Source organism: Paenibacillus harenae DSM 16969 (genome assembly GCF_000422465.1).
Taxonomy (GTDB): domain Bacteria; phylum Bacillota; class Bacilli; order Paenibacillales; family Paenibacillaceae; genus Pristimantibacillus; species Pristimantibacillus harenae.
Genome location: NZ_KE383844.1, coordinates 63,678 through 88,161 on the forward strand (window position 1 = coordinate 63,678; position 24,484 = coordinate 88,161).

The window sequence follows — 24,484 nt, forward strand, 5'->3', positions numbered from 1 at the left end:
CATGCATCAAGCAAAATTATATGCCGCAACCGCCGATCCTCGTACCGTTGCAACGTTCAAGGCGCTTGTCGAAGCGATCGTCCCGAATACGCCGGCGCTTGCCGTATTCGGAGCGGAGCAAGCTGCAGGAGCGGTAGAGCTGTACGTTTACGAGTATATGATTTGGGAATTGGATCACAGCCTGGCGCTTTTCCTGGGCACGCATTTGACCATTGTTCCGCTATCCGCTTCTACAGCCGGGTTGCTTAATTCAGGCGCCTTTCAATTCGTCGCCTCGGGCCAGGCGCAGCATGCGCCGAACCACGCGCTTTGGGGAAGCAGCCCGTACGCCGCGCTTTCGCCGGCCGACAGAATCCGGGTGCTCGCCATGCTGGAGGAGCTCCGGGTTGATCTCGGCTTGCTTCCCCCGCCCTATAAGGACGACGGCGGGTTGATTACCTTTATCGTCGATTATTTGAATCGCGGCACGATGTTCGGCTTTTACTCGGAGTGGCCGGCTTACGGGTCCACGCGGCTGGCGACCCCGACCGTACGGCGGCTTGAATATTTCCCGATCGGCTGGAGGCAGGCGGGATACCCTGGCGTTTCTTTAGGTTACCGCGCTCTTGGCGGTTATTTATTGACCATCGTGCGTGAAGGAGGAGAATCCACCATTGTATGATGCAGACGTAATCGTGATCGGGTCCGGCGGCGGCGGCGCCGTTGCGGCCAAGGAGCTTGGAGAAAAAGGGCTGAAAGTTTTGGTGCTTGAGGCAGGTCCCTTCTACGGGAACAAGAAGTGGCAGAACCCGAACAGCGAACGAGGCGGGGAGTGGAGCTCCAGCTACAACGATCTGGATGTAGGCATTTATAAGAAGATCTACAATTCGTATGAAAACAATATGAACGATGTCGTTTCAGGCGCCTTCCGCTTCGGGCCGGCCGATCGGAGGCGCGCGCCCTGGCACCGGGTTATGCGGCAGAAGGGCGATATTTGGCAGGTGTCCGGAGTAGGAGGCACGACGCAGCATTACTGGTCTCAGTCGCCGCGCGCTTTTCCGCAGGCGATCGATCATGTTTGGCCGATCAGTTACCGGGAGCTCGTTCCGTATTACGAGAAAGCCGAAGCCACATTGCCCGTTCAATTCTCACCGACGACTCCCAAAGAAGAGCTGTTTTACTACGGTGCCAAAAAAGCCGGCTGGTCGCTGATCCCGACGCTTGACGTCGTGACCCCGGGTTATCGCCCGAACCCCAACGCGATTCTTCGCACGAACGAGCATCTGATGGACCCTAATTATTCCATGGAACAATTGACCCATATGGAGGGCTGCACCCTGAGGGGGCATTGCGTCAACGGATGCACGAGCGGTCCCTCCATGGATAAAATCGCCAAACGGAGCACGCTTGTCAGTTATATTCCGCTTGCTCTCAAAACCGGAAACGTCTCGATCCGGCCTAATTCCTTCACGATCAAAATATTGACCGAGCAGGATCCGAAAGAAGGGCTTCGCGCAACCGGCGTGCAGTTTCGGGACACATGGACGGGAGAAATCGGCGAGCTAACGGCCAAGACGGTCGTGATGGCGGCCGGCTGCATCGAGTCGCCGCGTCTTTGGCTGAATTCCGGGCTTCCTTTCAACCCATGGGTGGGGAGAGGACTGACCAATCATTATTTCGATTGGGTTGGCGGCGTGTTTGACGAGAAGGATTTGATGAGCATACTGGGAACGCCGTCCGTCTATCCGTATGTCGGACATACGTCGGGGGCCAGAGTAGATATTCCGGGCATCGGGATCTTTCAGGTTTCCTGCCTGAGCCCCGGATTGATGTCATTCTTAACCTACGGCTTCAGTGAAGCGGGGTATGATGCCCTAAATCCGCCGGAACCGGGAGAGCCCTGGGATATCCGAGGCAGAGTCGTCGGTCCGGAGCTGAAAGAATTAATGCACAATTACAGCAGAACGATGACCATGCTCCTCCTCACCGATGATGAAGTGCGCTTCAGCAACAGAGTCGAGGTTGATCCGCTGCTGAAAGACGAGAACGGGCCGATTCCGATCGTTTACTATACCCCCAGCCCAAAAACACTGCAAAGGCGCGATCAATTGGCCAGATATGCGTGCGAGACCCTGCAGCAGGCCGGCGCCAAAAAAATCATCCGGTCCGATTTGCCGACCGGGTTCCTGCTCCATCTGGAAAGCACGATGCGCATGGGATTCGTGACGGATACGAACTGCGAGGCCTTTCAAGTCAAGCGGCTCTATATCGCCGATAACAGCGTGCACTTTGACGGGATCGGAGGACCTAATCCGACCCTCACAACCCAAGCGCTCGCAACGCGTACGGCTGATAAGCTGGCCAATAAGTATTTTGATCACTCCATCGAAACGGATAAATAAAGAACCGCCCCTGATAAAGCAATAATAAATAGAAAAGCGACAGCCTTTCCAACATTTTTCATCCCTTCGCCCTTCCCTCTGTTTACTCCCCGCCGGATATGCATTTAGCATGCTCGGCAGAAGGAAAACTATTCCTATCCATGATGAAACCGACCACTGCATGCAGGCCTCAAAGAGGCTTCCCTCCAGTGGTCTTTTTCCTTATTCCGAATAAATGGGAAAAATATAGGGGAAGTTAGGGAACGTACGCTTAACTAGAAATTCCCTCCGATCGGATCTGACAAGAACCAACCTAACAGGGAGAACCCATATGAAAAGAAATAAAGGCTTTCCGGAACAATTAAATCAGCAGCTGAAGGATTATGAACATACAATCGCAGAAGAGCTGTCCGATAAATTAGCCGACAATGAAACGGCCTTGCGGCAAGCCTTTGCCAACTGCAGCGATCTTGTCGTACGAAAACTTCATGCCTTCGGATCGATTCCCTGTATGGCGGTCTATCTCGATGTATTGGTCGACGATACGATGTGGGAATCCGGTTTCTTAGGACCCTTATTGAATCTTGAATTAAAGGACCCCGATAATCCTGCCCGGATGACCGAACAAATAAGAACCGAAATGGCTTCCGTCGCAAAGCCCGTTATGACACCGAGTCTGAAAGAAACCGTTCAGCTTATCGTCAGGGGGGAAGTCGTCTTATTCCTCGAATCCTCCAAGCAGGCGCTCTCTTTCAGCATCAAAGACCAATTGCAGCGTCCAATGGAGGAGCCCAGCACGGAGGCGGTGATCCGCGGCCCGCGGATCGGGTTTATCGAGAAGCTCCATATCAATATGGCCTTGGTCCGCCATCGGATCCGGACGCCGCTGCTGAAGATGGAGAAGATCACCGTAGGGGCGGTATCCCGTACGGAAATGACCGTTGTGTATCTGGAAAACAAAGCGCCGCAGAACGTAGTGGAGGAAGTAAAACAGCGTCTGGCAACCATCGACATGGACAGCATCTTGGAGTCCGGTTACATCGAAGAATTGATCAGCGACCACCCCTCCTCGCCGTTCCCGGTCATGCAGACGACCCAGAGACCCGATTCGGTATCGGCATCCCTCATTGAAGGAAAAGTGGCGCTCCTCGTTGACGGGTCTCCGATCGCGCTGATCATGCCCGTCACACTCTGGTACGGACTCCAGACGGTCGAGGACTACTATATGAATTTCATCTTCGCTACGCTGCTGCGATGGCTGCGGTTTTTGTTTGCCTTTTTGGCCTTGACCCTTCCATCCGCCTATGTAGCGATTACGACCTTTCACCAGGAAATGATTCCGACAAGCCTGGCTTTGAGCCTCGCGGCAGCGCGGGAAATCGTGCCGTTTCCGGCGATGGTGGAAACCTTGATTATGGAGATAACCTTCGAAGCTCTCCGGGAAGCGGGAGTCCGTCTGCCCCGTCCGGTAGGCCAGACGATCAGTATCGTAGGCGCGCTTGTCATCGGACAAGCCTCGGTTCAGGCAGGCATCATATCCGCTCCCATCATCATCATCGTATCCTTAACGGGAATCGCATCCTTTCTCATTCCCCATCCGGGCATGAGCCAGGCGATCAGCATTTTGCGTTTCCCGATGGTGCTTTGTGCCGGAACCTTCGGCCTTTACGGGGTTGGCGCAGCCATGATCGCCATCTTGATCCATCTGACCAACCTGAATTCCTTCGGCGTTCCTTATTTATCGCCGCTTGCGCCGCTGAGCCCGTCCGGGCTATTGGATGTATTTATCAGAGCCCCCTGGAAGGTCATGCATAAGAGGCAGAAGCACATTCAACAAAAACTGGAGTTGGAGAAGAAATGACCCTGAGCCGTATTTGGGTTGGCTGCTTGACGCTTATCGCCTGCCTTGGTTTTCTCACAGGCTGCTGGGACCGTACGGAGATGGATGATCTTGCGCTCGTCATGGCCAGCGGTCTCGATCTTTCGGAGGACGGCCGGGTTGAAATTACGCTGCAAATTGCGCTTCCAACCGGAATTCCGAGCGCTTTGCAGTCCGGAGGGAAAGCGGCAAAACCCGTCCTGGTTGTTTCAGCCAAAGGGAAGGACTCGATAGACGCTTTAGACCGGCTGCAGCAGCAATTGTCGCGGCGAATCAATCTGGGCCACCGGGGGATCATCGTGGTCGGTGAAAAATATGCCAGACGCGGCTTCGATCAGGTTCTGGATACTTTGCTGCGTTCACCGGAAAGCCGTTATAACAGCTATATAGTAACCGCATACGGAACGACGGCAAAAAAGATTTTAGAAGCACCGTACCTCATGGAAATCATACCGTCTATCGGCATCAACAAATTACAATATAGCGACTTCAGCCTTTCCGTCAAAACGGACAAATTTATAGACGCTCTCGCTTCATTCGGAAAATCGCCGGTTACCGGAGCCATAAAGATCATGAAGCAAGGCGCCGGTCAACAAACCTATATCATCGATAAAGCCGCGGTTTATAAAAGAAATAAACTGGTCGGATTTCTATCCGGCAAGGAATTGAAAGCATTTCGCTTAGTGGCAGGGAGAAGCCGCGATATGAAGCTCACCACGCAAATGGAGCCTCCAAAGAAGGAATATAAAGGAACCGTCACGATACGATTATTGAAGGCTACGCCGAAAATACGCACCGAAATAAAGAATGGAAATCCGGAAGTTTCGGTCTCTTTGAACGCTCTAGGCAGTATCTTATCCAACGATACGAGTATGGATATGAGCAAGGTCATCCCTCTCGTCGAGAAGAAATTCGCGGCGGATTTGCAAGAAGAAATCACGAAGACGATCTCGCATACACAGAAAAAATTCAAATCGGATATCTTCGGCTTCGGAAATCGAATCCATATCGAACACCCTTATGCCTGGAAGAAAATGAAGGAGGATTGGGATGAGCTTTATCCAAAAGCTTCCGTTCAGGTAAAGACTGTAATGGTGCTCGAACGGGTCGGCAGAACGCAAGCCCCCGCACACCAGCAGAAGAAATAAACGAACGAATAGAGAGGGTTCAAGATGAAAGTGACCGGCATGCAAGTATTCTGGATGATCTTCATTATGGATGTGGGAATGACGTTAATCATGACGCTCACGCCAAGCCTGCAGGCCGCGAAACAAGATGTATGGATTTCTATTCTTGTTGCCGGGTGTATCATCTTGTTTGCCACGCTTCTGGTGACGAACGCGGCGCTTCTCCATCCTGACCAGACTTTAATTCAGCTCAGTCAAACGGTTCTGGGGAAGTGGATCGGCAAGGTCGTCGTTGTCGTCTATCTTGTCCAATGGTATACGATCCTCCCGATCGTGCTCCGCCAATTTATCGATGTCGTCCATATCCTGATCCTTCCGGCGACGCCGAAAGCGGCGATCATGCTCATTATGCTCCTCTTGATCGGGTATGCAACCTATTCGGGAGGGATCGTATCCATCGCCCGCTGCAGCGAGGTTCTCGGGCCGATTATTATCTTAATGGTTATCCTTGTTGTGGTCGCAAGCATCAACCATGCGGATTTAAAGTATCTGCTGCCGGTATACGCGGACAGCGGGATGATGAATATCGTCAAGGGCGCGCTGCCCCCTGCTTCTTATCTCGGACATTCCGTCGAATACCTCATGCTTGCGTCGTTCTTGTATCAGCCCCGCAAAGGAGCGCCATACGCATTCTGGGGAGTCATTGCCGCCACTTTCTTTGTGTTGATCGCCATGCTGATGGCTACCGTCTCGATAGGGACCAATCTCGCCCCTAAAATGTGGTATCCCTTTTTCGAAATGTCCCGGAAAATATCCCTTTTCGGATTCATTGAAAATTTCGACCCGCTTACGATCGTGATCTGGGTAGCCAGCGTATTTATTAAATTGGCTATTTATTTATTCATTACCAGCTATGGAACGGCCCAATTTCTCAATATCAAAAATTGGAAGACTTTGATCTTTTTTATCGCTCCGGTTGTGATGGCGTTTGCGTATTTTCCGCAAAACGTATCGGAGGCGACTGCCAATTATTTGCTTAATTACTGGGTGCCGTATGCGCTTCCCATCAATATGATCGGTCTGCCTTTGCTCCTGCTTATCGTGGGAAAAATAAGAATGGCGAAGAATTAGGCAGCCGATCAACCGTATCGATAAGCGCTGGATGCTGCTTGAGCGTTTATCCCCAATTTTATGCACAATTTATCCACATTCGTCGCGTCACAGCAGAAAGTCTTCCTCCCGCAGGCTGTAGCCGCGGATCTGTCCCTTGGGCGCGTCATCAACGATATATTGAACGACGTAGATCTCTCCGTCGTCGAACTGCACCCATCCGGAGTAGCCGAGGTCGGCAGCCGGGCTCCGGTCGTAGTCAACCGGCATGATCCGCGTCCATTGCTCCTTGCGCGCCGATGCCTTGGCCGATGCTTGATCCGTCAGGGCGGCGAAGAAGTTTTGCGTCCAATAGCCGAGCCACCCTTTCCCCCCTTGCATGAAGCGGTAGGTGATCAAGACGTTCCCGCTCTGCAGCAGTCCGGCTACCGGGCGGTGACAGCCCGGCAGAGGCATCCGGTAGACGCCGCTCCACGTTTCGCCTTGGTCATGAGAGATCGCTTTGTAGCAATCCCAGCCTTCACCGGAATTTTCCCGCAGGAACGCGACAAGCGTGCCGTCCTCCAGCGGCAGAATGCTCCCTTCGCAGAGCTTCAGCCCTTCCTGCCGCGCGACAAGCACCGGCTCGGACCAGTCTTGGCCCTGATTATCCGAATACCGGAGCCACTGTCCGTTCACGTGGGCGGACAATAACCACCTGCCGGAAGGCAGCTCGCACAGCTTGTCGGGGACAATGCCCTCAAGCGGCGTTTCGATCGGCTCCGACCAATGGCTGCCTTCGGCATCGCCGATCCATAGATAATTGCGTCCGCCTCCTTCCTTCTCCTTCGTAATCTGATCGGCGACAATAACGAGCCTTCCGTCGCGAAGCCGCGTAATGCGCGCGCAATTCCAATAGGGGCGGCCATTCGTTATTTCCGTAAGCGGCCGTTTGTTGACCCAGCTTCTTCCGCGGTCTACACTCTCGATCATCATTATCCTCGTGGCCGAGCGATCCCCGTGATGCGTGCATTGCGAGAACACGCAGACCAGCTTGCCGCTTCGCGTAAGCGCCACGTCCGGCCATGCCTCGTACCAATCGTCGTCGCGGCTCACCGCATATTTTTGTATCATCGAATCTACTCCCTCCCGAAATTAACCTTTGATCGATCCCACCATCATGCCCCTCACGAAATACTTCTGAATGAACGGATAAACGAACATAATCGGCAGCGTGCTGATCACGATGACCGCAGACTTCAAGGTTGCTGCCGGAGGCGGGTCCCGGACCAGCTCGACCTGCGTCTCATCCTGCAGAAGGCCGCTTAGCAAAATATTGCGCATCACGACCTGGATCGGCATCTTGCTCTGATCGTTAATATAAATCGAAGCGCTGAACCAATCATTCCAATGATGCACCGCGTAGAACAGGCCGATCGTGGCGAAAGCGGGCATCGACAGCGGCACGACGATTTTCCATAAAATAAGCGGAGGGGACGCGCCGTCAATAATGGCGGACTCCTCCAGCTCCTCCGGCAGCGTCAGGAAGAAGTTGCGCATAATGAATAAGTTCCAGGCGCTGATGAGCCCGGGAAAAATCAGCACCCATAGCGTATCCTTCAGCCCCAGCTTGTCGATCAGCATATAGTTCGGAATGAGTCCGCCGTGGAAGATCATCGTCAGAAAAATGATCAGCACGAGCACGTTGCGGCCCGGCAGCGTTCTGCGCGCCAAGCCGTAAGCGAGCGTAGCGGTAAGCAGCAAATTAAGAAAGGTGCCGGCCGTCACCCGAAATAACGTCACCTTATAGGCGTTATAAATGATCATGCCGCGATTAAGCAGCATGTCGTAAGCGCTAAGATCGAGCTTCTCCGGGATGAGGACGAACGCTCCCCTTCTCATCGACTCCTCCGCGCTGATGAAGGAGGTGGCGATGACCGCCAGAAAAGGAATCAGAAACAGCAGCGATAATACGATCAGTAGAACGATATTGACGGCGTCGAAGGCGCGCTCCGACGCGGCAGGCTTTAATGCGCTCATCGAAGACCTCCTTACCAGATTCCGGTCTGGTTCATTTTTTTCGCGACGTAATTGGCTCCCAGAATGAGGATCATCGCCAGGATGTTCTTAAAGACGCCGACCGCCGTCGCAAACGAATAGTTCAGCTTGTTCAAGCCTTCCCGGTACACGTACGTGTCGATGATGTCCGCGACGGAATAGACCGAAGGGGAATAGAGCAGCAGCACCTTCTCGAACCCGGCATTGAGCAGGCCGCCGATGGACAGGATGAGCAGAATCGCGATGATCGGCGTAATGCCCGGCAGCGTAATATGCCACGCTTGGCGCAGCCGGCTCGCGCCGTCTATCCTCGCCGCTTCGTACAAGCCGGGATCGATCCCCGTCATTGCGGCCAAATACAAAATCGTGCCCCAGCCGATCGTCTGCCACACATGCGACAGAACGAGGATGCTCCGGAAGTACTTGGGATCGCCCAGGAAATGAATCGGCTCCCCGCCGAAAGCAACGACAATCGCATTAATCATGCCGCTATCGGTTGACAGCACCATCATGACAAGGCCCGCTACGACGACGGTGGAAATAAAATGCGGCAGGTACGAAATCGTCTGAACGATTCGCTTAAAGCCGGTATGCTTGACCTCGTTCAGCAGCAGAGCCAGCAGGAGCGAGGCGGGAAAGCCGAACAGCAGCTTGTAGCCGCTGATCAACAGCGTATTTCGCATGACGTTCCAGAAGTAGTACGAGTTCCAGAAGCGGACAAAATGCTTGAAGCCGACCCATTCGCTCGTGAAGATCGCGCGAACCCCCTCGAAGGGGGAAATATCCTTAAAGGCAATGATGACGCCAAACATCGGAATGTAATCGAAGATAATAAAGTACAGCATGCCGGGAATGATCAAGTAGTAATAGAACCGGTGCAGCTTGATGGCTGACCACAATCTCCGTCTGGCAGCGCCGGTGCCGGCTGCGGTTTCCGGTCTTGCCGTATGCACCGTATGCGTCGTCGGTGTCAAAAGCATTCCTCCTTCCACGAGCCGGAGAGCGGCCGCGCGCGAAGCCGATTCGCCGCAAGCTGCCGCCCGCCCGTCGATCCCTTATGCCCGCTACTGCTTCTTCTCGTTATATTGCTTCGTATATTCGGCGATCCACTGATCCAGCCCCGCCTTATACAATTGATCGATGTACGCGTCGAAGTCGCTGAGCGGCCTGGCTCCCGTTACGAATTTGACCAGCTCCTCGCTGCGCAGCCGGTCGATATCCCCAAGCGTCGGAATGTTCTCCTGCAGCTGCACCTTGTCGTACATAATGGTCGCATCGACGGGCATTTTCGCCGTATCCAGCTGCAGCAGCTCCTTGTTCAAATATTCGGCGTGCATTTCTTTGATCGGATCCTTGAAGGCGTACGCCGTCTCAGTCGCGGTGCCCAGCGACAGCAAATATTCTCCGGCGTAGGTGAGTTCCGGATTCGTCAGCTCGACCTCGTATTTGCTGTCCCCGATATAGCTCCAGTTCGTGCCGAATGCGGCCGTGAGCGAATTCGTCGGGATATCCTTGTATTGATCGTTAATAAACTGAATGACCGCTGCGGCGTTCTTGGATTTCTTCGTAATGACCTGTGCTGTCGTGGACCCCGGCGAAGCGGTCATCGGCTTGCCCTTCGGCCCTTGAATGCCGCGGATGATCTCATAATTGGCCTCTTCCGGCAAATTCGCTTTTATTTGCGGGAACAGCAGGGTAATGCGCGAATACCACATCGAGGAGCTGCCGACGCGGTTCGTCTTCAGCAGCTCAAGCGCATCGAACTTGGCGAAGGACTCCTTGTAGAGGTAACCCTTCTGATACCAGTCGGCCATCTTGGCTACAAAATCCTTAAAGCCAGGAGCCAGCTCGGCAGGCTTCAGCATTTGGTCGGAAGAGTCGAACCAGTTGCTGTTGCCGTGCTCGGTGTACCCGCCAAGAATGGCGTTTTTGATGCCGTTCAGGTCGGTCATCATCGGAATCGTATCGTCCTTGCCGTTGCCGTCCGGATCTCCTTCCTTAAATGCTTTCAAGACCGCTTCCAGTTCATCGAGCGTTTGCGGCATCTTCAAATCAAGCTTCTTCAGCCAATCGGTGCGGATCCAGATCGGATAGTGGGTAGCCGGCATCCCCCGCGGGATGCCCCAGATCGTCCCCTCCTTATCCGTCATATAATCCCAAGCCTCCTGGGGCCATGCCTTCTTGATGTCCTGCCCGTATTCGTCCAGCAGGTCATTCAGCGGAATGATGGCGCCCTTCGGCGCGTAATCGTCCCAATTGCCCATGAAGGTGTCGAGCTCGTCGCTGGAGCCAAGCAGCAGGTTCAGCTTCTCCTTGGCGGCGTCGCCGCCCTGGGGCGGGATGATGGCATTCGGCTCGATGTTCAGCTTCTCCATGTAATGCTGCTTCATCTTCTCGAGCTCAGCGGGCACGCTGCCCTCCGGCTTCGCGTTCAAGGCGCCCGTATTCTGATAAATATAGATCGGCGTCGGCCCCTTCTCTCCGCCTTCCTTATCCGCCGCGTTCCCTCCGCCTTCTCCGGAGCATGACGCCAGCAAGGCGGCGCTTAACGCAGCGGTCAGCAGCAGGCTGACAAATCTCTGTTTCATGGCAGTTCCTCCCTTTTTTTAATTGGGTTGCGCAAGGCTGACTGCCCTGCCTGAACCGAAGCATAGCCGAATTTGTAAGCGCTTTAAATCATAAAAATTCTACTTTCGTATGACTTCTTTTACTTGTCATAATCGTCATACTTTGGGGGGCTGCATCGCCTGACGACTTAGAGCCTGTAGCCTTGGGGGCGAAGCATGGCGCCATGCAGCTTTCTATATTCGCCGGGGGTGAGCCCCGTCCGTTCCTTGAACACTTTGATAAAATAATACGAATTGCTGTAGCCGACGAGCCGGCCGACCTCGCCGATCTTCGTGCCGCCGCCGAGCAGCAGCTCCTTGCTACGCTCAAGCCTGACCTCCTTCAAGTAATCGACGAACGTATCGCCCGTAATCTGCTTGAACAGCCGGCTAATATAAGCGGGATTGAGCTTAAGCTGCTCCGCTACCGAATGAAGCGACAGATCCTTGGCATAGTCTTGTTCGATCATCTCGACCGCTCTTGCAATATGCTGGTTGCCCTTGGCGCTCAGCTCGCGCTCGATATAGGCGGAGGAGGCGAGAATGACATGCTCGAACCAGCGGACAATGTCACTCATGGACGCCTGGCCCAGCAGCTCCCGGTAAGGATCTGCATCTTCCCCGAGCACGCTGCTCATATCCGCGCCGAGCTGGCCGAACGCGCCCATGATGCCCGTCAGCAGCTGGACGAAGGGAGGCTTGAGCTGGTTGTAATGCATGCGGCTCTTATGCGCTTCGATCTCCGCGACGAACTCCCCGAACGCGCGAAGCGCTTCCTCCCCTCTGGCCGTCTTCAGACAGGCGAGCAGCTGCTCCTCCTTCTGCTTCGGATAGCGGAAGCAGACAGCGCCGTCGAGCTGGATATCCTCGATCGAGATGACGTCGCCGCTGCCGTACAGGATGCGATATTTTAACGCTTCCACCGCCTCCTCGTACGATTGCGGGAGATCCAGGACCGATTCGTAAGCCCTGCCTACTCCGATTGTGAAGCGGCCGTGAAGCTCAAGGTTCGCTTCATGAAGCAGCTGCTGCCCCAGCAAGAATACTTGCTGACGGTCCATTCCGCCGCACGACAGGACGAGGGCCATGACGTCCTTCTCCGTCTCCACCAGAAAATGCTTCATGGCAAGCAGCGGGCTCTGGCTAATGCGATCCATGATGCGCAGCTTCCGAAGATCCTCGGACATGCTCACGCTCATACCCGGCTCCGGCTCCTGTCGGTCAGGCTCATCCAAGGCGATGGCCATGACGACCAAATTCGTCTGATCCAGATCCACCTTCAAATCCTGCTGCTTCGCGGAAATCTCGTCCCGGGTCATGCGGTGTCTCCTCAGTAAACCGGCCTTGAACTGCTCCCGCTGAATCGGCAGACTCTCGTCCAGCTTCTCCTTGAAGTAGTCCCGTTCATCGATCGCGGTCTGCATGAATCGGCCGATGCCGCCAAGCTCGTCCGTGCGATCCAGCTTGCTGCGGTCCGGGTTCCATCCTGCCATCGCTTTGAGACGCTTGATCGGTTTGTATAAACGCTTGGAAGACAAATAGGCGAGCATGAGCGATAGGAGGAACAGCAGCACGGCCGAAATAAAGATGGTTTGCTTAATGGAGTCCGTCCCTTGTGATAGCGCTTTCATATCCGAAGCGTTCAAGAAAGTCCAACCCAGCAAGGACGATTCCGCGTAGCAGATCAGCTTGGGGCTGCCGCCGATTTTTTCCAGGAAATAACCGGCTTTACCGGCGAACCCGGCATAGGACGGCAGAACCTGCCGAATGCTTTGGTGCAGATGCGCGGGATTTTTGTGAAATAAGACGTTCCCTTCCGGTGAAACCACGTAGATGTCATCCTGTTGATTCAGCCTGCTGAAAATTCTCGTATACATCATTTCGGCATCCAGATTAATAATGAAGGCACTGTTTCCTTTGCCGGTCTTGTAGAGGAGGGTTAGTACGTTTTTGTCCGGGGAGCGGTACTGGCTGGCCATTCTGGTGTCGGTAAAAGCGATGGTTTCCGCTGCTTGCAGCAGCTTATCGTACCAGCCCTTGTCATAAAATTCGTCCCAGCCGAACTGGCGGTTCGAGCCGTCGTTATCCAAGGTAATGACAGACCGGCTGCGGTCGTCATAGTAGTAGACGGAATCGACGAACGCATTGGACATGCGGAACGTATTGATCGTCTCGATGGAATTTTTCTTCGCTTCCAGGTACGAATACAGCGCCGGCAGATCCTCCTTCCGGAGCTCCCCCTGCAGGCCCTCGTAATAGCTGGCTCCAGGGAAACCCTCAAATTTCTGAAAGGACCGGTTCAGCGCAAGCTGATTGGAATTTTCCTTGATCCGGTTCAAGACGATTTCAATCGCATTGATCGTTTGGTTCAAATACTGCTGCTTGTTCGCCGCCGTTTCCTTCCGGTACGTCTCGGATACCTTAAAGTAAGTCACGATGTTGGAGACGAGACTCGGAACGATAGCGAGCAGCGCCATCGTCAAAATCAGCTTCACAAAAAAATTTCTCCGCATCATCCTGCCCCCTTTTCCATGCCATGGAATAACAAGAAGGCTGACCGGGATCAGCCTCATGCTTCTTTATGAAGTCGATGCATACAATTGGGTCACTTGCTCATCGATTAACGAATAGTCGTCCCATTCGGCTCATACCGATAGCGCTGAAGCGTGCCGCTTTGCGCGTAGTACGCCTCGATCGAAGCCCGTTCCTCCGCCGTGAACTGCTTAAGCGGTCTTCTTACGGTTGGCGTGGCAATCACGCCTTGCAAATACAGCACATGCTTCTCATAAGGGATTGCGTCATACTGGATCATATGGGCAATGACCTCGTTCGCCTCCGCTTGCCTTGCTTGCAGCAGCCGCATAGCCGGGCGTTCTTCTGAGGAGACGACTTCATAGATTTGCGCGAATAGGCCGGGCATCATATTGTAGGTGCTTCCAACGGCACCGTCGGCCCCGGCATAAGCGCCGCCAAGATACACCTCGTCGTGGCCGTTATAGATAAGGAAATGCTCGCCGCACTTGGCGCGGATTTGCTGCATTTCGAACAGATTGAGCGAAGTGAACTTGACGCCGATGCACTGCGGATGCCGGCTGAGTTGCTCATAGAAGTCCATCGACAAGCTGACGCCGGTTGCGCCGGGATAATGATAGACGATCATCGGCAGCGAGGTGGCCGCCATAATCGCTTCGTAATGCTCCCGGATCTCCTTCATCGATACCTTGTAATAGAACGGGACGACGGCGGATACGGCATCCACGTTCTGAGCCTCGGCATGCTTCGCCAACCGGATCGATTCCCTGGTGCTGATACAGCCGATATGGGCAATGATCGTTACGCGGCCCGCAGCTGCCCGGACAACCGACTCCAGAATTTGCTCACGTTCCTCGGCTGTCAGAATAAAGCCCTCGCCGGTGCTTCCGCCCACGTAGAAGCCGCTGATGCCTTGCTTGATCTGATGCTCGACCAGCCGGGTGAGCGACTCGAAATCAATATCGCCATTCTCGTACATCGGCGTCAGCAGAGCCGTAAATATGCCGCGGAATCGATTCTCGTGTTCCAACGTTTTGTTCATTATGCCAATCCCTCTCCTTCGGCCGTCCTATCGAACGGTAACTATAGAGGGATTATAGCGCGAAGCCGCGGGAAGCATTTCTCATAATTTTATAATACCTTTCATTTCTTTGGAAGCGCTTCACAAGTATAATAGAGCTACCACGACCGAGAGGAGGCGGATAAACGCGATGTATCCTCAATACTTGTTTGAATATCCGAACGTCGACTCGGATTTCCCTTTTTACATGAAAAAAAAGAGGTATACGTCCGTATCCTCTCATCGGCATGATTTTATCGAGTTCTCGTTGGTATTGGAAGGAAGAGGTAAGGAGTGGATCAACGGCTCGGAGCATGACCTGCTGCCTGGCACGTTAGTGCTGCTACTCCCTTATCAAATCCACGAATACCGCTCCATCGCGGATGACCAGTTAACCATGTATATTTGCAACTTCGATATGCAGCTGCTTACGTCGGGGCCAGAAGCCGCGTGGGGGCTTCACGAGCTGCTGCTTGGCCGGGATTCCGTACAGCCTGCCTACGTCCACTTGCCGGAGGAAGCGCTGGGCGAGGCGGTTCGGCTGTGGGACAATCTTTATGAGGAGTACCAATCAACGCTGGCCTGGAGGCCGATCGTGCTCCGCTCCTTGCTGCTGCAAGCCTTGTCGCAAATCATTAGGCACGGAAGCAAGACGCCGGATACAACTAAAAAAGAAAGGCAAGCGCCTTCCTCCAAAACGATATGGCCGGTCGTCCAGTACGTGTACGAGCATTTCCTGGAGCCCTTATCGCTGCAGGCGTTGTCCGAACGGTTCCACGTCCATCCGACGCAGCTCAGCTCCCAATTCGGGGAGCATTTCGGCCTGCATTTCGTCGATTTCCTTCACGAGCTCCGGATCCGGCATGCTTGCAGTCTGCTCATTTCCTCAAGCTTGCCGATTTCTCAAATAGCATTCGAATCCGGATTTTCTTCATACCCTACCTTTTCCCGGGTTTTTCTTCGGTTGAAAGGGATGACTCCCCGGCAGTATCGGGAGCGGCGGGAGGGGAAGGGATGACGAGCTGCATGCATGAAAAAGGATGACGGACGGCATAGCGTTGTGACCGCTCGCGTACCGACAGGCGATTTCGGTTTGCAGGATTCGCTCAGCGTGTACGACTTCATGCAGGCTGGTGAAAGTGAAATTAGGCTTGACGGGCTAGCGCTTTCTCGCCAATGAAGATCGTCTACACTCCCGCGGGCTGACCATGAAGCTATCGGACAACCCCGTTTCATTAAGAGTCCGCACGGCTTCGGGCACGCCCGGCAGCAACACCAGATCCGCGGCTCGATTCAAGTTATGGCTTTGATCACGCCATCGCGATCTGGGAAAAGGCTTTCAACTGAACCTTCGGAATCGTCTCCCTCAAGAGGAGTGGGGTAAATTCAATTTAATTTTGTTTACCTCTAGTATTCGAGAAGTTCTGTCCGTACGCGGCATCTTTTCTACCGAAACCCTCCATAGTCTAAACCTTATATTGATTTTGTTTGCCTGCATTTCGGAAAACTAGAACAGCCGTAGAACGTGTTACCATCCTTGCTTTTTCGGAGAACCATTGTTGCTCCGCAAGAACAGATGATCTGTTTAGCCGCTCCAGTTTGTGCCTTGGCAGATTGCATTTCGAAATTTGCTAAATTAGTCGTTGGCGATTTGTGTTTAACTGGCTTTGCGCCAGGCTGCCATTTGCCCCAAGCTTTAAGCTTTTGTTCAACGATAGCGCCGTGCCAATAATCAACTCTTAATTTTTCTGCTTCTTTTCTGGCTGAAGCCGTCAGATCGGATGTCGTAATGAGCAAGCTAAGAATACAGTCATGATTGCGCTTCGCTCCAACCAGCTCTCTCACAACTGAGACACCTACCGTATTATGATCGGCATAACATTTCGCTTGCACGGCCGTCTTCTCGCCACGTTGGTCAATGATGACCAGATCCACTCCACCGTCATTTCCACCAATACCTACCTCACGCACTTGATAACCGTTGTCGCGAAAATAGAGTGCTAGAAGCCGCTCAAATTCAGCACCGGACAAATCGGTGAGTGGACTTATCAGGATTTCATTGTCACTTCTGTCTTGATACCGCTGGTTACTGGAGGGTTGTGATTTCTTAGGTTTCGATCTTCTGTTACTTTTTGTTGATCTTGCTGACTTTTTATTTGGAATGACCAGTGCACTTATAACAGCAATGATTACAAACAACAATGCTAAACCGATAAACATTTGAGTTATACTGAATCTGTCGACTAGACTCTTAATTTCTTTATAGCGGCTTGAACAAAGGAATATGATATAGAACAATCCTATCCCTCCAGCAAGTCTAACAATGACTTCCGGTAGCCATTTCAAAAAGAAGTAGTACAACAACAAACCAACGAAACAATATACGAGCATGCACATCAACATAAAGATTATTGGTGCTACAAGTGATTCATTTACTAACAGAGTCAATTCAGTATTCATGATACGGCCCCTTCTGAGTCAAAAGTATTGGTTCTATATGCATATAGGTTTATTCGATGTTTGGAGTGAGCCTTCCTCCTTGATCTTGGGAATTCGACAATTTTTGATGTAAATGAAAGAATACATTGTTATGAGTAACAATGCCTTTAGATATGATGTATTAACAAAAGTACAGATGGGTTGTCGATTAAACAGAACAATAATAATGAGGGTACTTTTCTGGCATGTGCAAATTAGCTGACACCGGATGCCTTCAAAAAATCGATTTGCAAATCCATGGATTGGTCGAAAGTCGAAGTACGTTCACATCAATTTTATCCATTTCACAATCTCCTTTGTCTATTAAACCATCGATTGCAATATTTTATATACTTTGAATTTTAGACGGTTTAATAGACTGAAACAATCCTCATTTTGAAAGATTTTGTGCTGATGTTTATAAAGTCTAAAAAACGATCGTTAAATAAACCGCCGGCGAAATTCATATCAATACAAAATACGAAAAAACCCAACACCATGATGATTTGATGTTGGTTTTTTTCATAAAGTTCAGAATGTTATAATTAAGATTAACTAACTAATTACACATTAGTTGCCATCTATCTCGAAGTGAAAGCTTCGTCCCTATTTTGAATTTAATTCTTATTTTTAAAATCCCTAGTAGCTGTCATTTACCTCATGCCGCCCAATAAGGTCGCAGGCTGGAACATTGTTAACAACAGTTCACGGGGGCGCAGAGATCCAGCGTTAAAGTGGTTTGTCGGGGTAACATTATTAACGGGAGATAACGGTTTTTTACGTACTTACGTTACTCTTTTGTTACCCAATTTATTAAAATCCTACCTGCGTGTACCGTATTGTAAGGTTACGGTCATTATTTGAGCTCATCGCTGCCAGTGTGGTATGCGCGAAATCCTCCTGTGAACCGAAATGTCCGAAAGCCTGCTGTAGTGCGGGTTTTCGGACTTCGGTCTGTCTTTCCGTCTTCTCGGATTTCCGTCTATATTCTAGGGTTCGTGATCATGGATGTGATCACAATACACAATCTTGGCACTCTTACTTGGGTTCCATTACTGTGGTAACACTACTTCTTTTAGCAATTCCAATGCACTTTCTTCACTTGGATCGTTGGTACCAAGTTCACCGCGAAAGGCGCAGGCAAGGATAGATTTTTTCATCAGATCTATTTGATCGAGTAGCGGTTCCAGTTTATATTTTGCGGATTGCTCCTTTTCTATTAGGGTGTCAAGAATACGCACGATTTCTTGCTGTTCTATGATACTGGGACAAAACACTGGGAACGCTTTTAATTGTGTAGAATTAATTGAAGCCAGATTGGTTGTCTGCTTTGAGCAACTTAAAAAGTAGGTTTTTCCGTATCGACTGCTTGCTAAATAAGCCAAATAGAAAGAGCTTAAAACTGTTGGCTCAGGACGAACGGCAAAAACATGATTTTGATGCAAGCAAATATCTATTTCTGCTCTCCAAACAGTACCTCGTCCGAGCTTGTCATAATCACCACCCTCAGTAAATAGTACATCACCTTCTTTTAAACGATAGCGTTCAATCTTATCTTTTTCCACAGTAATTAGTTTAATTTCAGAAAGATCCAAATAGCCATCTTGGACATTCGCAACCCGTAGATAAGGCATGGTGGTTGTAACTGAATTGATTTGTTTTCCTTTTGCTAAGCCTGTTTGAATGTATGCTAGTTTGGATAACGACATAGTCTTCCAACTATCCATACTCAGACCATGACCTTCACGCCACTTCGCAGTGAGCTCCCCTGTAAAAGCTTTGTGTAGGATAGCAGCTTTACGTGTTTCAAAGCTATCTAAAGCATTCTGTGCCAGTTCCTTTGCCTGATCAAGCTTAGCAAACAGGCTTTCAATACGGTCAATAATTCGTTGTTGTTCAGTGATTGGCGGAAGAGGTAATGCAATGGCTTTGATCTTCTTAACAGATAGATGCTTTACAGTAACACTCGATGTAGCATCTTGTATTTCTTTCAACTGCCGAGGCAAATAGTAAAACATATACTTATCTAGTAATACTCTGTCGTTTGCCGATTTAATTTTACACACACGTTGGTTAAGTAAACTTACTTCACTCTTCCATAAAGCAATATTAAAATCTCCATCCATACCAATTAAAATATCACCAGTATTAACGTGATATAACTCAGAGCATTCCTGCGATGTATACGTCTCAGTAAATCCTCGAACAATGTCCCGAATACGAATTAATGGAAATCCATCCGAGGGTTTGTTGGAGAACAAGCCTGAGTTAAATGAAAAGCCACTTAATGTATCGATAAAATTCTCTAATTTCGTCCAAACCCAATTCGCAGGCACTTCATACGGTTGCTCATCCTCTGCCAAAATCGCCTGTTCTAATAATTCTTCTGCAGATAGATTCTGCTTCTTCCCCTTAGCCATTAGCGACTAACCTCCAATGACTTCAGTTCCTTTACAACGCTCATGATCAAGTCGACTGCTTCCTCAAGCTGCGCTACGACTTCTTCTCCACTCTCAATCGGGTCTGGGAGGTCATCATAGTCCAGAACACTATCATCACGAATAAGCCCAAGATCAAGGTTGTTGCTTTTCTCACGAATTTGCTCACGAGTGAATACATTCCAACGCTCATCCTGCACCTTGTGACGGTCATCCGCAATATATGCCTCTATAAATGCATTAAAATGTTCAGCCTTGAGCGGGTTCGTTTTTCCGAAAGAAGGCATATTGGTGCGCAAATCATAGAACCATACTTCTTTCGTATTGTCCTTATCGGACTTGCCGCGCGTAAAGAAGAGCACATTAGTCTTAACGCCCTGTGCATAGAAGATCCCCTTAGGCAGACGCAGAATCGTATGCAAGTTACACTTCTCCATCAAGTCGTTACGGATAGAAGCACCATCACCGTCTGCAAATAGCACGTTATCTGGAAGAACAACAGCTGCACGTGCTTCGTTGTTTGCTTTCAAGCTGCGGTAAATATGCTGCAAGAAGTTTAACTGTTTATTGGATGTCAGGTAAGTGAGATCGTCACGAGTCGCACGCTCGCCGCCTTTTTTCGTTCCGAATGGCGGATTCGTAAGTACAACATCAAAGTCTTTCATTGTCTTCCCTTGATTAGACAATGTATCGCCCAGCTTGATTGGTCCTTCAATATCATGCAACATCGCATTCATCAAGGCTAAACGATGGGTTTCATGCACAAGCTCAGAACCAGAGAATGCATGTTTTCGCTGGAATTCCTGTAATTCAGGCGATAGAGCAAACAGGTCATCGGTCTGATCCTTTACATAACGGTCTGCGGCGATCATGAAACCGAATGTACCACATGCTGGGTCATTGCACCGTTCCCCTGGTTGCGGATCAACAAGCTTATTCATCACGTCAATCAAGACGCGTGGGGTAAAGTACTGGCCAGCACCAGACTTCTTCTCGTTTGCATTTTTCTCAAGCAAGCCCTCATACAGGTTGCCTAATCCTTCTTCTTTGGCCGAATACCAATCGAGTGCGTCAATCGAAGTAATGAGCTTCTCCAAGTTCTTTGGCTCCTCGATATTCGAGGAAGCACCTGCATAAATCTCACGTACTCGACCCTTGGTATCCTCACCTAAGTGGTTGAGCAATTCCTTATAGAACTTCTTAAGCTCAATGCCTTTTGGCTTTAGTAAGTGATCCCATCGATACTTCTCTGGGATTTGTGCCTCCGTATCGGTTTCTTTCGCCATCTTCAAAAACAGGATATAAGTAAGCTCCGTTACATACTGATGATACGTAATGCCGTCATCTCGTAGAACATTACATAGGTTCCATAGTTTAGATACGATCTCTTGGTTGTTCACGCTGATTGTCCCCTGTCTTCAAATAAATACTGATTCAAGTCTGTAATAATGGTACCGAGTTGTTCGCGAAAAATCTTATTAATGCGATTATATCCGCCCTGATTCTTAAATGCACCCGTGTTAAATACATCACGGTCCAGAATCGGTTCGTGCAACAATACCATTTCAATTCTCTGAAGCCAATCCAGTTCCATCTTATTAAAGGAGTGCTTCTCCTTCAGCTTGGTAATCGCATGTTTCGTGCGTTCTGCTCGACTGACGAGTGCAGATCCAAGTGCTTCCTTGCGAATAAAGCTAATGATATCCGCTGTAATGTCCTCATTGGACAGCTGCTTCCATGCGGTATTCAGCTGTTGTTCTGTAAACCCTTCGCGATCTAGCTCCAATCGCAGGCTCTTCAAGCTTTCCCGCGTAAGATCGCTAGGCCTTGTACAAACCACTTGGAGCGCGGCGATTTTATTCATGTTGTTCGTAATAAATGCTTTGAACTCATCCAAGTAATCTTTCGGCTTTAAGCCTTTGCCATAGCCGCGTTCATGAGAGACAAGCTCATCCTCTTTATCCGAAATCACCACTGCTCTTGGCTTACCTCTGCCGCCTTCATTCATGATATCAAAGACTTTCCGATATTCAAGTACATAGGCTTTTGCTTCTTCTGCAGGCATGTGTTTGACTTTCTCGATGAACTGGTCTGGTGTGTCACCTTGCGCAATGTCTCGGAAGTGGACCATGGCATCTTTGGTCATGTTCCTCTTCTTACGCTGCAGCTTCGCCACAATAAGATCAATTTGATTTTGCAGCTGCTTCTCGGTCAGCAACGCTTCAAGTCCATCCAGTAAATCATCAAAAGATGTAGAAGGCTGAATCACTACTTGTTTCATCGTATTAACATCCTCAAGCGATTCATACACGCCAACTGGATCATAGATTTCAAAATGCGTCTTGCCGATCTCAGGGCAGAGACGTGTAGCCCGACCCATCATCTGTTCAAAGAGGATACGTGACTTGACCCGTCGCATAAAGACAAGAGTAGTAATTTTAGGCACATCAATACCTGTCGTTAAGAGATCAACCGTAACGACGATATTGGGATAGCGTTCATTCTTGAAGCGTTTGATCGCTTCCATGACTTTCTTAGGATTCCCACCGCCGATGCTGCCTGTGATCTTCATGGCCGCATCGTTGTCTACACCGTAAGGCTCGTAAATTTCTTTGAGCAGTTTTACGATGACATCGGCATGGCTATCATCAACGGCAAAGATCAGCGTCTTCGCGTCGCCCTCTGGATTGATGTCCTGAGCAACTTCAGTCAATATGGTACGATTGAAGTTCTCCGTGATGACCTGGCGGTTAAACTTCTCCACATCGAATTTTAACTCATCATCCAGCTCGCCACTATTTGTAATTTCTCCCGTTACAGGATCGTAAATCGGGACAACTTCACCTTTCTGATAGGTGATACCTTCTTTGCTTAGCTTGGTAACAATCGTATGCGGTGCATCATGATCGACAAGATAGCCTTCGACTACAGCACGACGATACGTGTAATTGAACACAGGTTGACCAAAAATCTGCGTCGTTTGAATGGCTGGCGTAGCCGTCAAGCCAATTTTGACCGCATTAAAGTAATCGATGACCGCGCTATACTTGCTCATGTATTCTTCCTGGTTTCGATATAGCAGCTCGTCGTCGCTCATGTCCTTGTCCAAGATATAGCCGCGGTGCGCTTCATCTACAATAATAAGGTCGTAGTCGGAAACAGCAGGAATGGTTTCACCCTCGTTGTAGAGTACACGCTTGACCAAGCTTTGTACGGTGGCGACATGCACCTTGGTCTCTCTGTCGATGTCTTTGTCGCTGAGCTCCTTGATGTTGTAGATGTTATCCAGCGTCATGAGCTCTTCGATTTTGACTTCCTTGAACACATCCTGTGCCTGTTCGCCAAGTGAAGTGCGGTCAACTAGGAACAAGATGCGCTGGAAACGGCCAGATTTCAAGAAACGATACAACATCCCCAAAATCGTTCGCGTCTTACCTGTTCCCGTAGCCATCGATAGAAGTACTTTGTCCTGTCCATTGATAATGGCTTGTTCAGCGGCTTCAATCGCTTCAATCTGGTATTCGCGAAGGTTGAGGCCATCTGGGTCACGCAGCAAATCATAAGGTGTTGCACCCAGGGCTTGATTAGCTGTATCCGTATCATTATTCAACAACTCTGTAATGCCATCTGGACTCATCCAGCCTTGAAGGGCTTTGGAGATATTCGATTGTTTACGCACATCGAGGAACCAGATCCCCGATTTTGTCTCAAGCTGCTTCAAGTACTTTCGACCATTCGTTGCAAATACAAAAGGTACTTTATACTGACTCCAATTACCCACCTGATAAGCCGCATGTTCTTCACTTACGGATTGTGCATACTCCTTGCACTGGTTATCGATTACGGATGGAATATCGGTGTACTGACGCTTCGCTTCAATAATACCGACCAATTGAAGCCCAACAAATAAAGCGTAATCGGCATAACCAGGTTTACCGCTGGAATTGCGTGTCGGCCATTCAGCAATCGCAAGGTTACGGCCTTTTTGTGGTCGAGTGCCTTTCGAATATCGCAAATGAACCGTATCTGCATCCCATCCAACCTTGCGTAGCTGCTCGTCGATAATATACCTCGTTTGCGCCTCGGAAAGTTGAAGCTGCTGAGCTGCGCGACTTCCTCTCGAGGTACGTTCCTCAATCGTCATCGTTTGGGCTACTTTAGCTTGTTCAGCAAGCCTCGTCAGTTCTTCAATCCTAGCTTCTTTATCACGAAGGATCGCTTCGTAATCAATCTTAGCTTGAGACTTTTCAAGAGGCAAAACAAACCGCTCAGGCTTATACTGCCAATCTCCATAAGTTTGCATAAACCATATGCTTAGTTCGTGGGCCATACCCATAAGAACTTTAGATTGTTCTAGCGAATCGTAGTTCTTATGTACGGCTTTATTCCGAGCCATACGCAAGCTATATAAGATATCATCAATTTCGCGTGGCAGCAGTCCTTGCCCCTTCAACAGCTTAATGCGATTTGCATGCGTGTTGTCGTAGCTTGGAGGTTGAATGCTATCAAGTTGCATCATGAGGTTGACGATCGTTTCGCCCATTAACCCTAACTTGATCAAGCATGAATTAGAATCCGAATAAAGATATTCTTCAGCGGTTGCGCCTATTTGAGCAAGTACAGGAAAGTTGTTGTCTAAGAACGTAAAATTAGACTCCATTCTTCTCCTCCTCTATTGACCATGTCAGATGTTATTTATTGTTCAGATCATTGATAAGCACGATTATCTGTATCCGAATAAAACACAAAGCAGTTATTAAGTCTCAAGCACTATTCCTAATTCGTCATATAAAGGTTGAATTCCTTCATCCGACAATAATAGGGGGACCGCCAACAAAACGCGGATTTCGTACGTTA

17 protein-coding genes are annotated in these 24,484 nt (G+C 50.1%); 7 read left to right on the plus strand and 10 right to left on the minus strand.

What is annotated here, in order from left to right; all coding sequences use genetic code 11:
• Nucleotide 1 precedes the first annotated feature (1 nt).
• The 5 genes from H581_RS0124295 to H581_RS0124315 all read left to right on the plus strand — a co-directional run bounded on the left by H581_RS0124295 (nt 2) and on the right by H581_RS0124315 (nt 6,497).
• Nucleotides 2-661 (plus strand): hypothetical protein, encoded by a 660-nt coding sequence (locus H581_RS0124295; RefSeq protein WP_028612270.1) that lies wholly within the window; start codon nt 2-4, stop codon nt 659-661.
• Nucleotides 654-2,381: a GMC family oxidoreductase N-terminal domain-containing protein gene (locus H581_RS0124300; protein ID WP_028612271.1), complete on the plus strand. Its 1,728-nt coding sequence runs from the start codon at nt 654-656 to the stop codon at nt 2,379-2,381. The genes H581_RS0124295 and H581_RS0124300 overlap by 8 nt, the downstream gene beginning before the upstream one ends.
• A 310-nt stretch (nt 2,382-2,691) precedes the next feature.
• Nucleotides 2,692-4,221 (plus strand): spore germination protein, encoded by a 1,530-nt coding sequence (locus tag H581_RS0124305; RefSeq protein ID WP_028612272.1) that lies wholly within the window; start codon nt 2,692-2,694, stop codon nt 4,219-4,221.
• Nucleotides 4,218-5,387 carry a Ger(x)C family spore germination protein gene (locus tag H581_RS0124310; RefSeq protein ID WP_028612273.1) on the plus strand — a complete coding sequence of 390 codons (1,170 nt, stop codon included), beginning with the start codon at nt 4,218-4,220 and terminating at the stop codon, nt 5,385-5,387. The genes H581_RS0124305 and H581_RS0124310 overlap by 4 nt, the downstream gene beginning before the upstream one ends.
• 24 nt (nt 5,388-5,411) lie before the next feature.
• Complete coding sequence (locus tag H581_RS0124315; RefSeq protein WP_028612274.1) at nt 5,412-6,497, plus strand: GerAB/ArcD/ProY family transporter; 1,086 nt, start codon at nt 5,412-5,414, stop codon at nt 6,495-6,497.
• A gap of 87 nt (nt 6,498-6,584) precedes the next feature.
• On the opposite strand, the gene H581_RS0124320 is transcribed toward H581_RS0124315, so the two are convergent.
• The 6 genes from H581_RS0124320 to H581_RS0124345 all read right to left on the minus strand — a co-directional run bounded on the left by H581_RS0124320 (nt 6,585) and on the right by H581_RS0124345 (nt 14,693).
• Nucleotides 6,585-7,589 carry a sialidase family protein gene (locus tag H581_RS0124320; RefSeq protein WP_028612275.1) on the minus strand — a complete coding sequence of 335 codons (1,005 nt, stop codon included), beginning with the start codon at nt 7,587-7,589 and terminating at the stop codon, nt 6,585-6,587.
• Between the two features lie 21 nt (nt 7,590-7,610).
• Nucleotides 7,611-8,495 (minus strand): carbohydrate ABC transporter permease, encoded by an 885-nt coding sequence (locus H581_RS0124325; protein ID WP_028612276.1) that lies wholly within the window; start codon nt 8,493-8,495, stop codon nt 7,611-7,613.
• A gap of 11 nt (nt 8,496-8,506) precedes the next feature.
• On the minus strand, nt 8,507-9,487 hold the full coding sequence (locus tag H581_RS35260; RefSeq protein ID WP_245600143.1) for an ABC transporter permease: 981 nt from the start codon (nt 9,485-9,487) through the stop codon (nt 8,507-8,509).
• A 90-nt stretch (nt 9,488-9,577) separates the two neighbouring features.
• Nucleotides 9,578-11,101: a type 2 periplasmic-binding domain-containing protein gene (locus H581_RS35265; protein ID WP_036720025.1), complete on the minus strand. Its 1,524-nt coding sequence runs from the start codon at nt 11,099-11,101 to the stop codon at nt 9,578-9,580.
• Between the two features lie 167 nt (nt 11,102-11,268).
• Nucleotides 11,269-13,635 (minus strand): helix-turn-helix domain-containing protein, encoded by a 2,367-nt coding sequence (locus H581_RS35270; RefSeq protein ID WP_245600144.1) that lies wholly within the window; start codon nt 13,633-13,635, stop codon nt 11,269-11,271.
• Nucleotides 13,636-13,739: 104 nt separating this feature from the next.
• On the minus strand, nt 13,740-14,693 hold the full coding sequence (locus H581_RS0124345) for an N-acetylneuraminate lyase (protein WP_028612277.1): 954 nt from the start codon (nt 14,691-14,693) through the stop codon (nt 13,740-13,742).
• Between the two features lie 169 nt (nt 14,694-14,862).
• On the opposite strand from H581_RS0124345, the gene H581_RS36680 reads away from it, so the two are divergent.
• Together H581_RS36680 and H581_RS38060 are read left to right on the plus strand one after the other, a co-directional pair.
• A complete protein-coding gene (locus H581_RS36680) occupies nt 14,863-15,729 on the plus strand; it encodes an AraC family transcriptional regulator (RefSeq protein ID WP_028612278.1) in 867 nt (288 codons plus the stop codon).
• A 12-nt stretch (nt 15,730-15,741) separates the two neighbouring features.
• Nucleotides 15,742-15,891, plus strand: coding sequence for a hypothetical protein (locus tag H581_RS38060; RefSeq protein WP_156889686.1), 150 nt, complete (start codon nt 15,742-15,744; stop codon nt 15,889-15,891).
• A 293-nt stretch (nt 15,892-16,184) separates the two neighbouring features.
• Here H581_RS38060 and H581_RS0124360 read toward each other — a convergent pair whose 3' ends face one another.
• The 4 genes from H581_RS0124360 to hsdR form a co-directional block, all read right to left on the minus strand.
• The gene (locus H581_RS0124360; protein ID WP_245600145.1) at nt 16,185-17,171 is read right to left on the minus strand and encodes a restriction endonuclease; all 987 of its coding nucleotides are present in this window, start codon (nt 17,169-17,171) and stop codon (nt 16,185-16,187) included.
• A 1,070-nt stretch (nt 17,172-18,241) separates the two neighbouring features.
• Nucleotides 18,242-19,609, minus strand: a complete 1,368-nt coding sequence (locus H581_RS0124365; RefSeq protein WP_028612280.1) for a restriction endonuclease subunit S — start codon at nt 19,607-19,609, stop codon at nt 18,242-18,244.
• Entirely contained in the window at nt 19,609-21,027 is a 1,419-nt protein-coding gene (locus tag H581_RS0124370) for a type I restriction-modification system subunit M (RefSeq protein ID WP_028612281.1), read from the minus strand. The genes H581_RS0124365 and H581_RS0124370 overlap by 1 nt, the downstream gene beginning before the upstream one ends.
• On the minus strand, nt 21,024-24,287 hold the full coding sequence (gene hsdR, locus H581_RS0124375) for a type I restriction-modification system endonuclease (RefSeq protein WP_028612282.1): 3,264 nt from the start codon (nt 24,285-24,287) through the stop codon (nt 21,024-21,026). Before hsdR ends, H581_RS0124370 begins: the two co-directional genes overlap by 4 nt.
• Between the last annotated feature and the right edge of the window lie 197 nt (nt 24,288-24,484).

Excerpts from the sequence above, each read along its gene's own strand:
- H581_RS0124295 (WP_028612270.1), top strand. The coding sequence starts at position 2 with ATGCATCAAGCAAAATTATATGCCGCAACCGCCGATCCTCGTACCGTT.
- H581_RS0124305 (WP_028612272.1), top strand. The coding sequence starts at position 2,692 with ATGAAAAGAAATAAAGGCTTTCCGGAACAATTAAATCAGCAGCTGAAG.
- H581_RS0124310 (WP_028612273.1), top strand. The coding sequence starts at position 4,218 with ATGACCCTGAGCCGTATTTGGGTTGGCTGCTTGACGCTTATCGCCTGC.
- H581_RS0124315 (WP_028612274.1), top strand. The coding sequence starts at position 5,412 with ATGAAAGTGACCGGCATGCAAGTATTCTGGATGATCTTCATTATGGAT.
- H581_RS0124320 (WP_028612275.1), bottom strand. The coding sequence starts at position 7,589 with ATGATACAAAAATATGCGGTGAGCCGCGACGACGATTGGTACGAGGCA.
- H581_RS0124325 (WP_028612276.1), bottom strand. The coding sequence starts at position 8,495 with ATGAGCGCATTAAAGCCTGCCGCGTCGGAGCGCGCCTTCGACGCCGTC.
- H581_RS35265 (WP_036720025.1), bottom strand. The coding sequence starts at position 11,101 with ATGAAACAGAGATTTGTCAGCCTGCTGCTGACCGCTGCGTTAAGCGCC.
- H581_RS35270 (WP_245600144.1), bottom strand. The coding sequence starts at position 13,635 with ATGATGCGGAGAAATTTTTTTGTGAAGCTGATTTTGACGATGGCGCTG.
- H581_RS0124345 (WP_028612277.1), bottom strand. The coding sequence starts at position 14,693 with ATGAACAAAACGTTGGAACACGAGAATCGATTCCGCGGCATATTTACG.
- H581_RS36680 (WP_028612278.1), top strand. The coding sequence starts at position 14,863 with ATGTATCCTCAATACTTGTTTGAATATCCGAACGTCGACTCGGATTTC.
- H581_RS38060 (WP_156889686.1), top strand. The coding sequence starts at position 15,742 with ATGAAAAAGGATGACGGACGGCATAGCGTTGTGACCGCTCGCGTACCG.
- H581_RS0124360 (WP_245600145.1), bottom strand. The coding sequence starts at position 17,171 with ATGAATACTGAATTGACTCTGTTAGTAAATGAATCACTTGTAGCACCA.
- H581_RS0124365 (WP_028612280.1), bottom strand. The coding sequence starts at position 19,609 with ATGGCTAAGGGGAAGAAGCAGAATCTATCTGCAGAAGAATTATTAGAA.
- hsdR (WP_028612282.1), bottom strand. The coding sequence starts at position 24,287 with ATGGAGTCTAATTTTACGTTCTTAGACAACAACTTTCCTGTACTTGCT.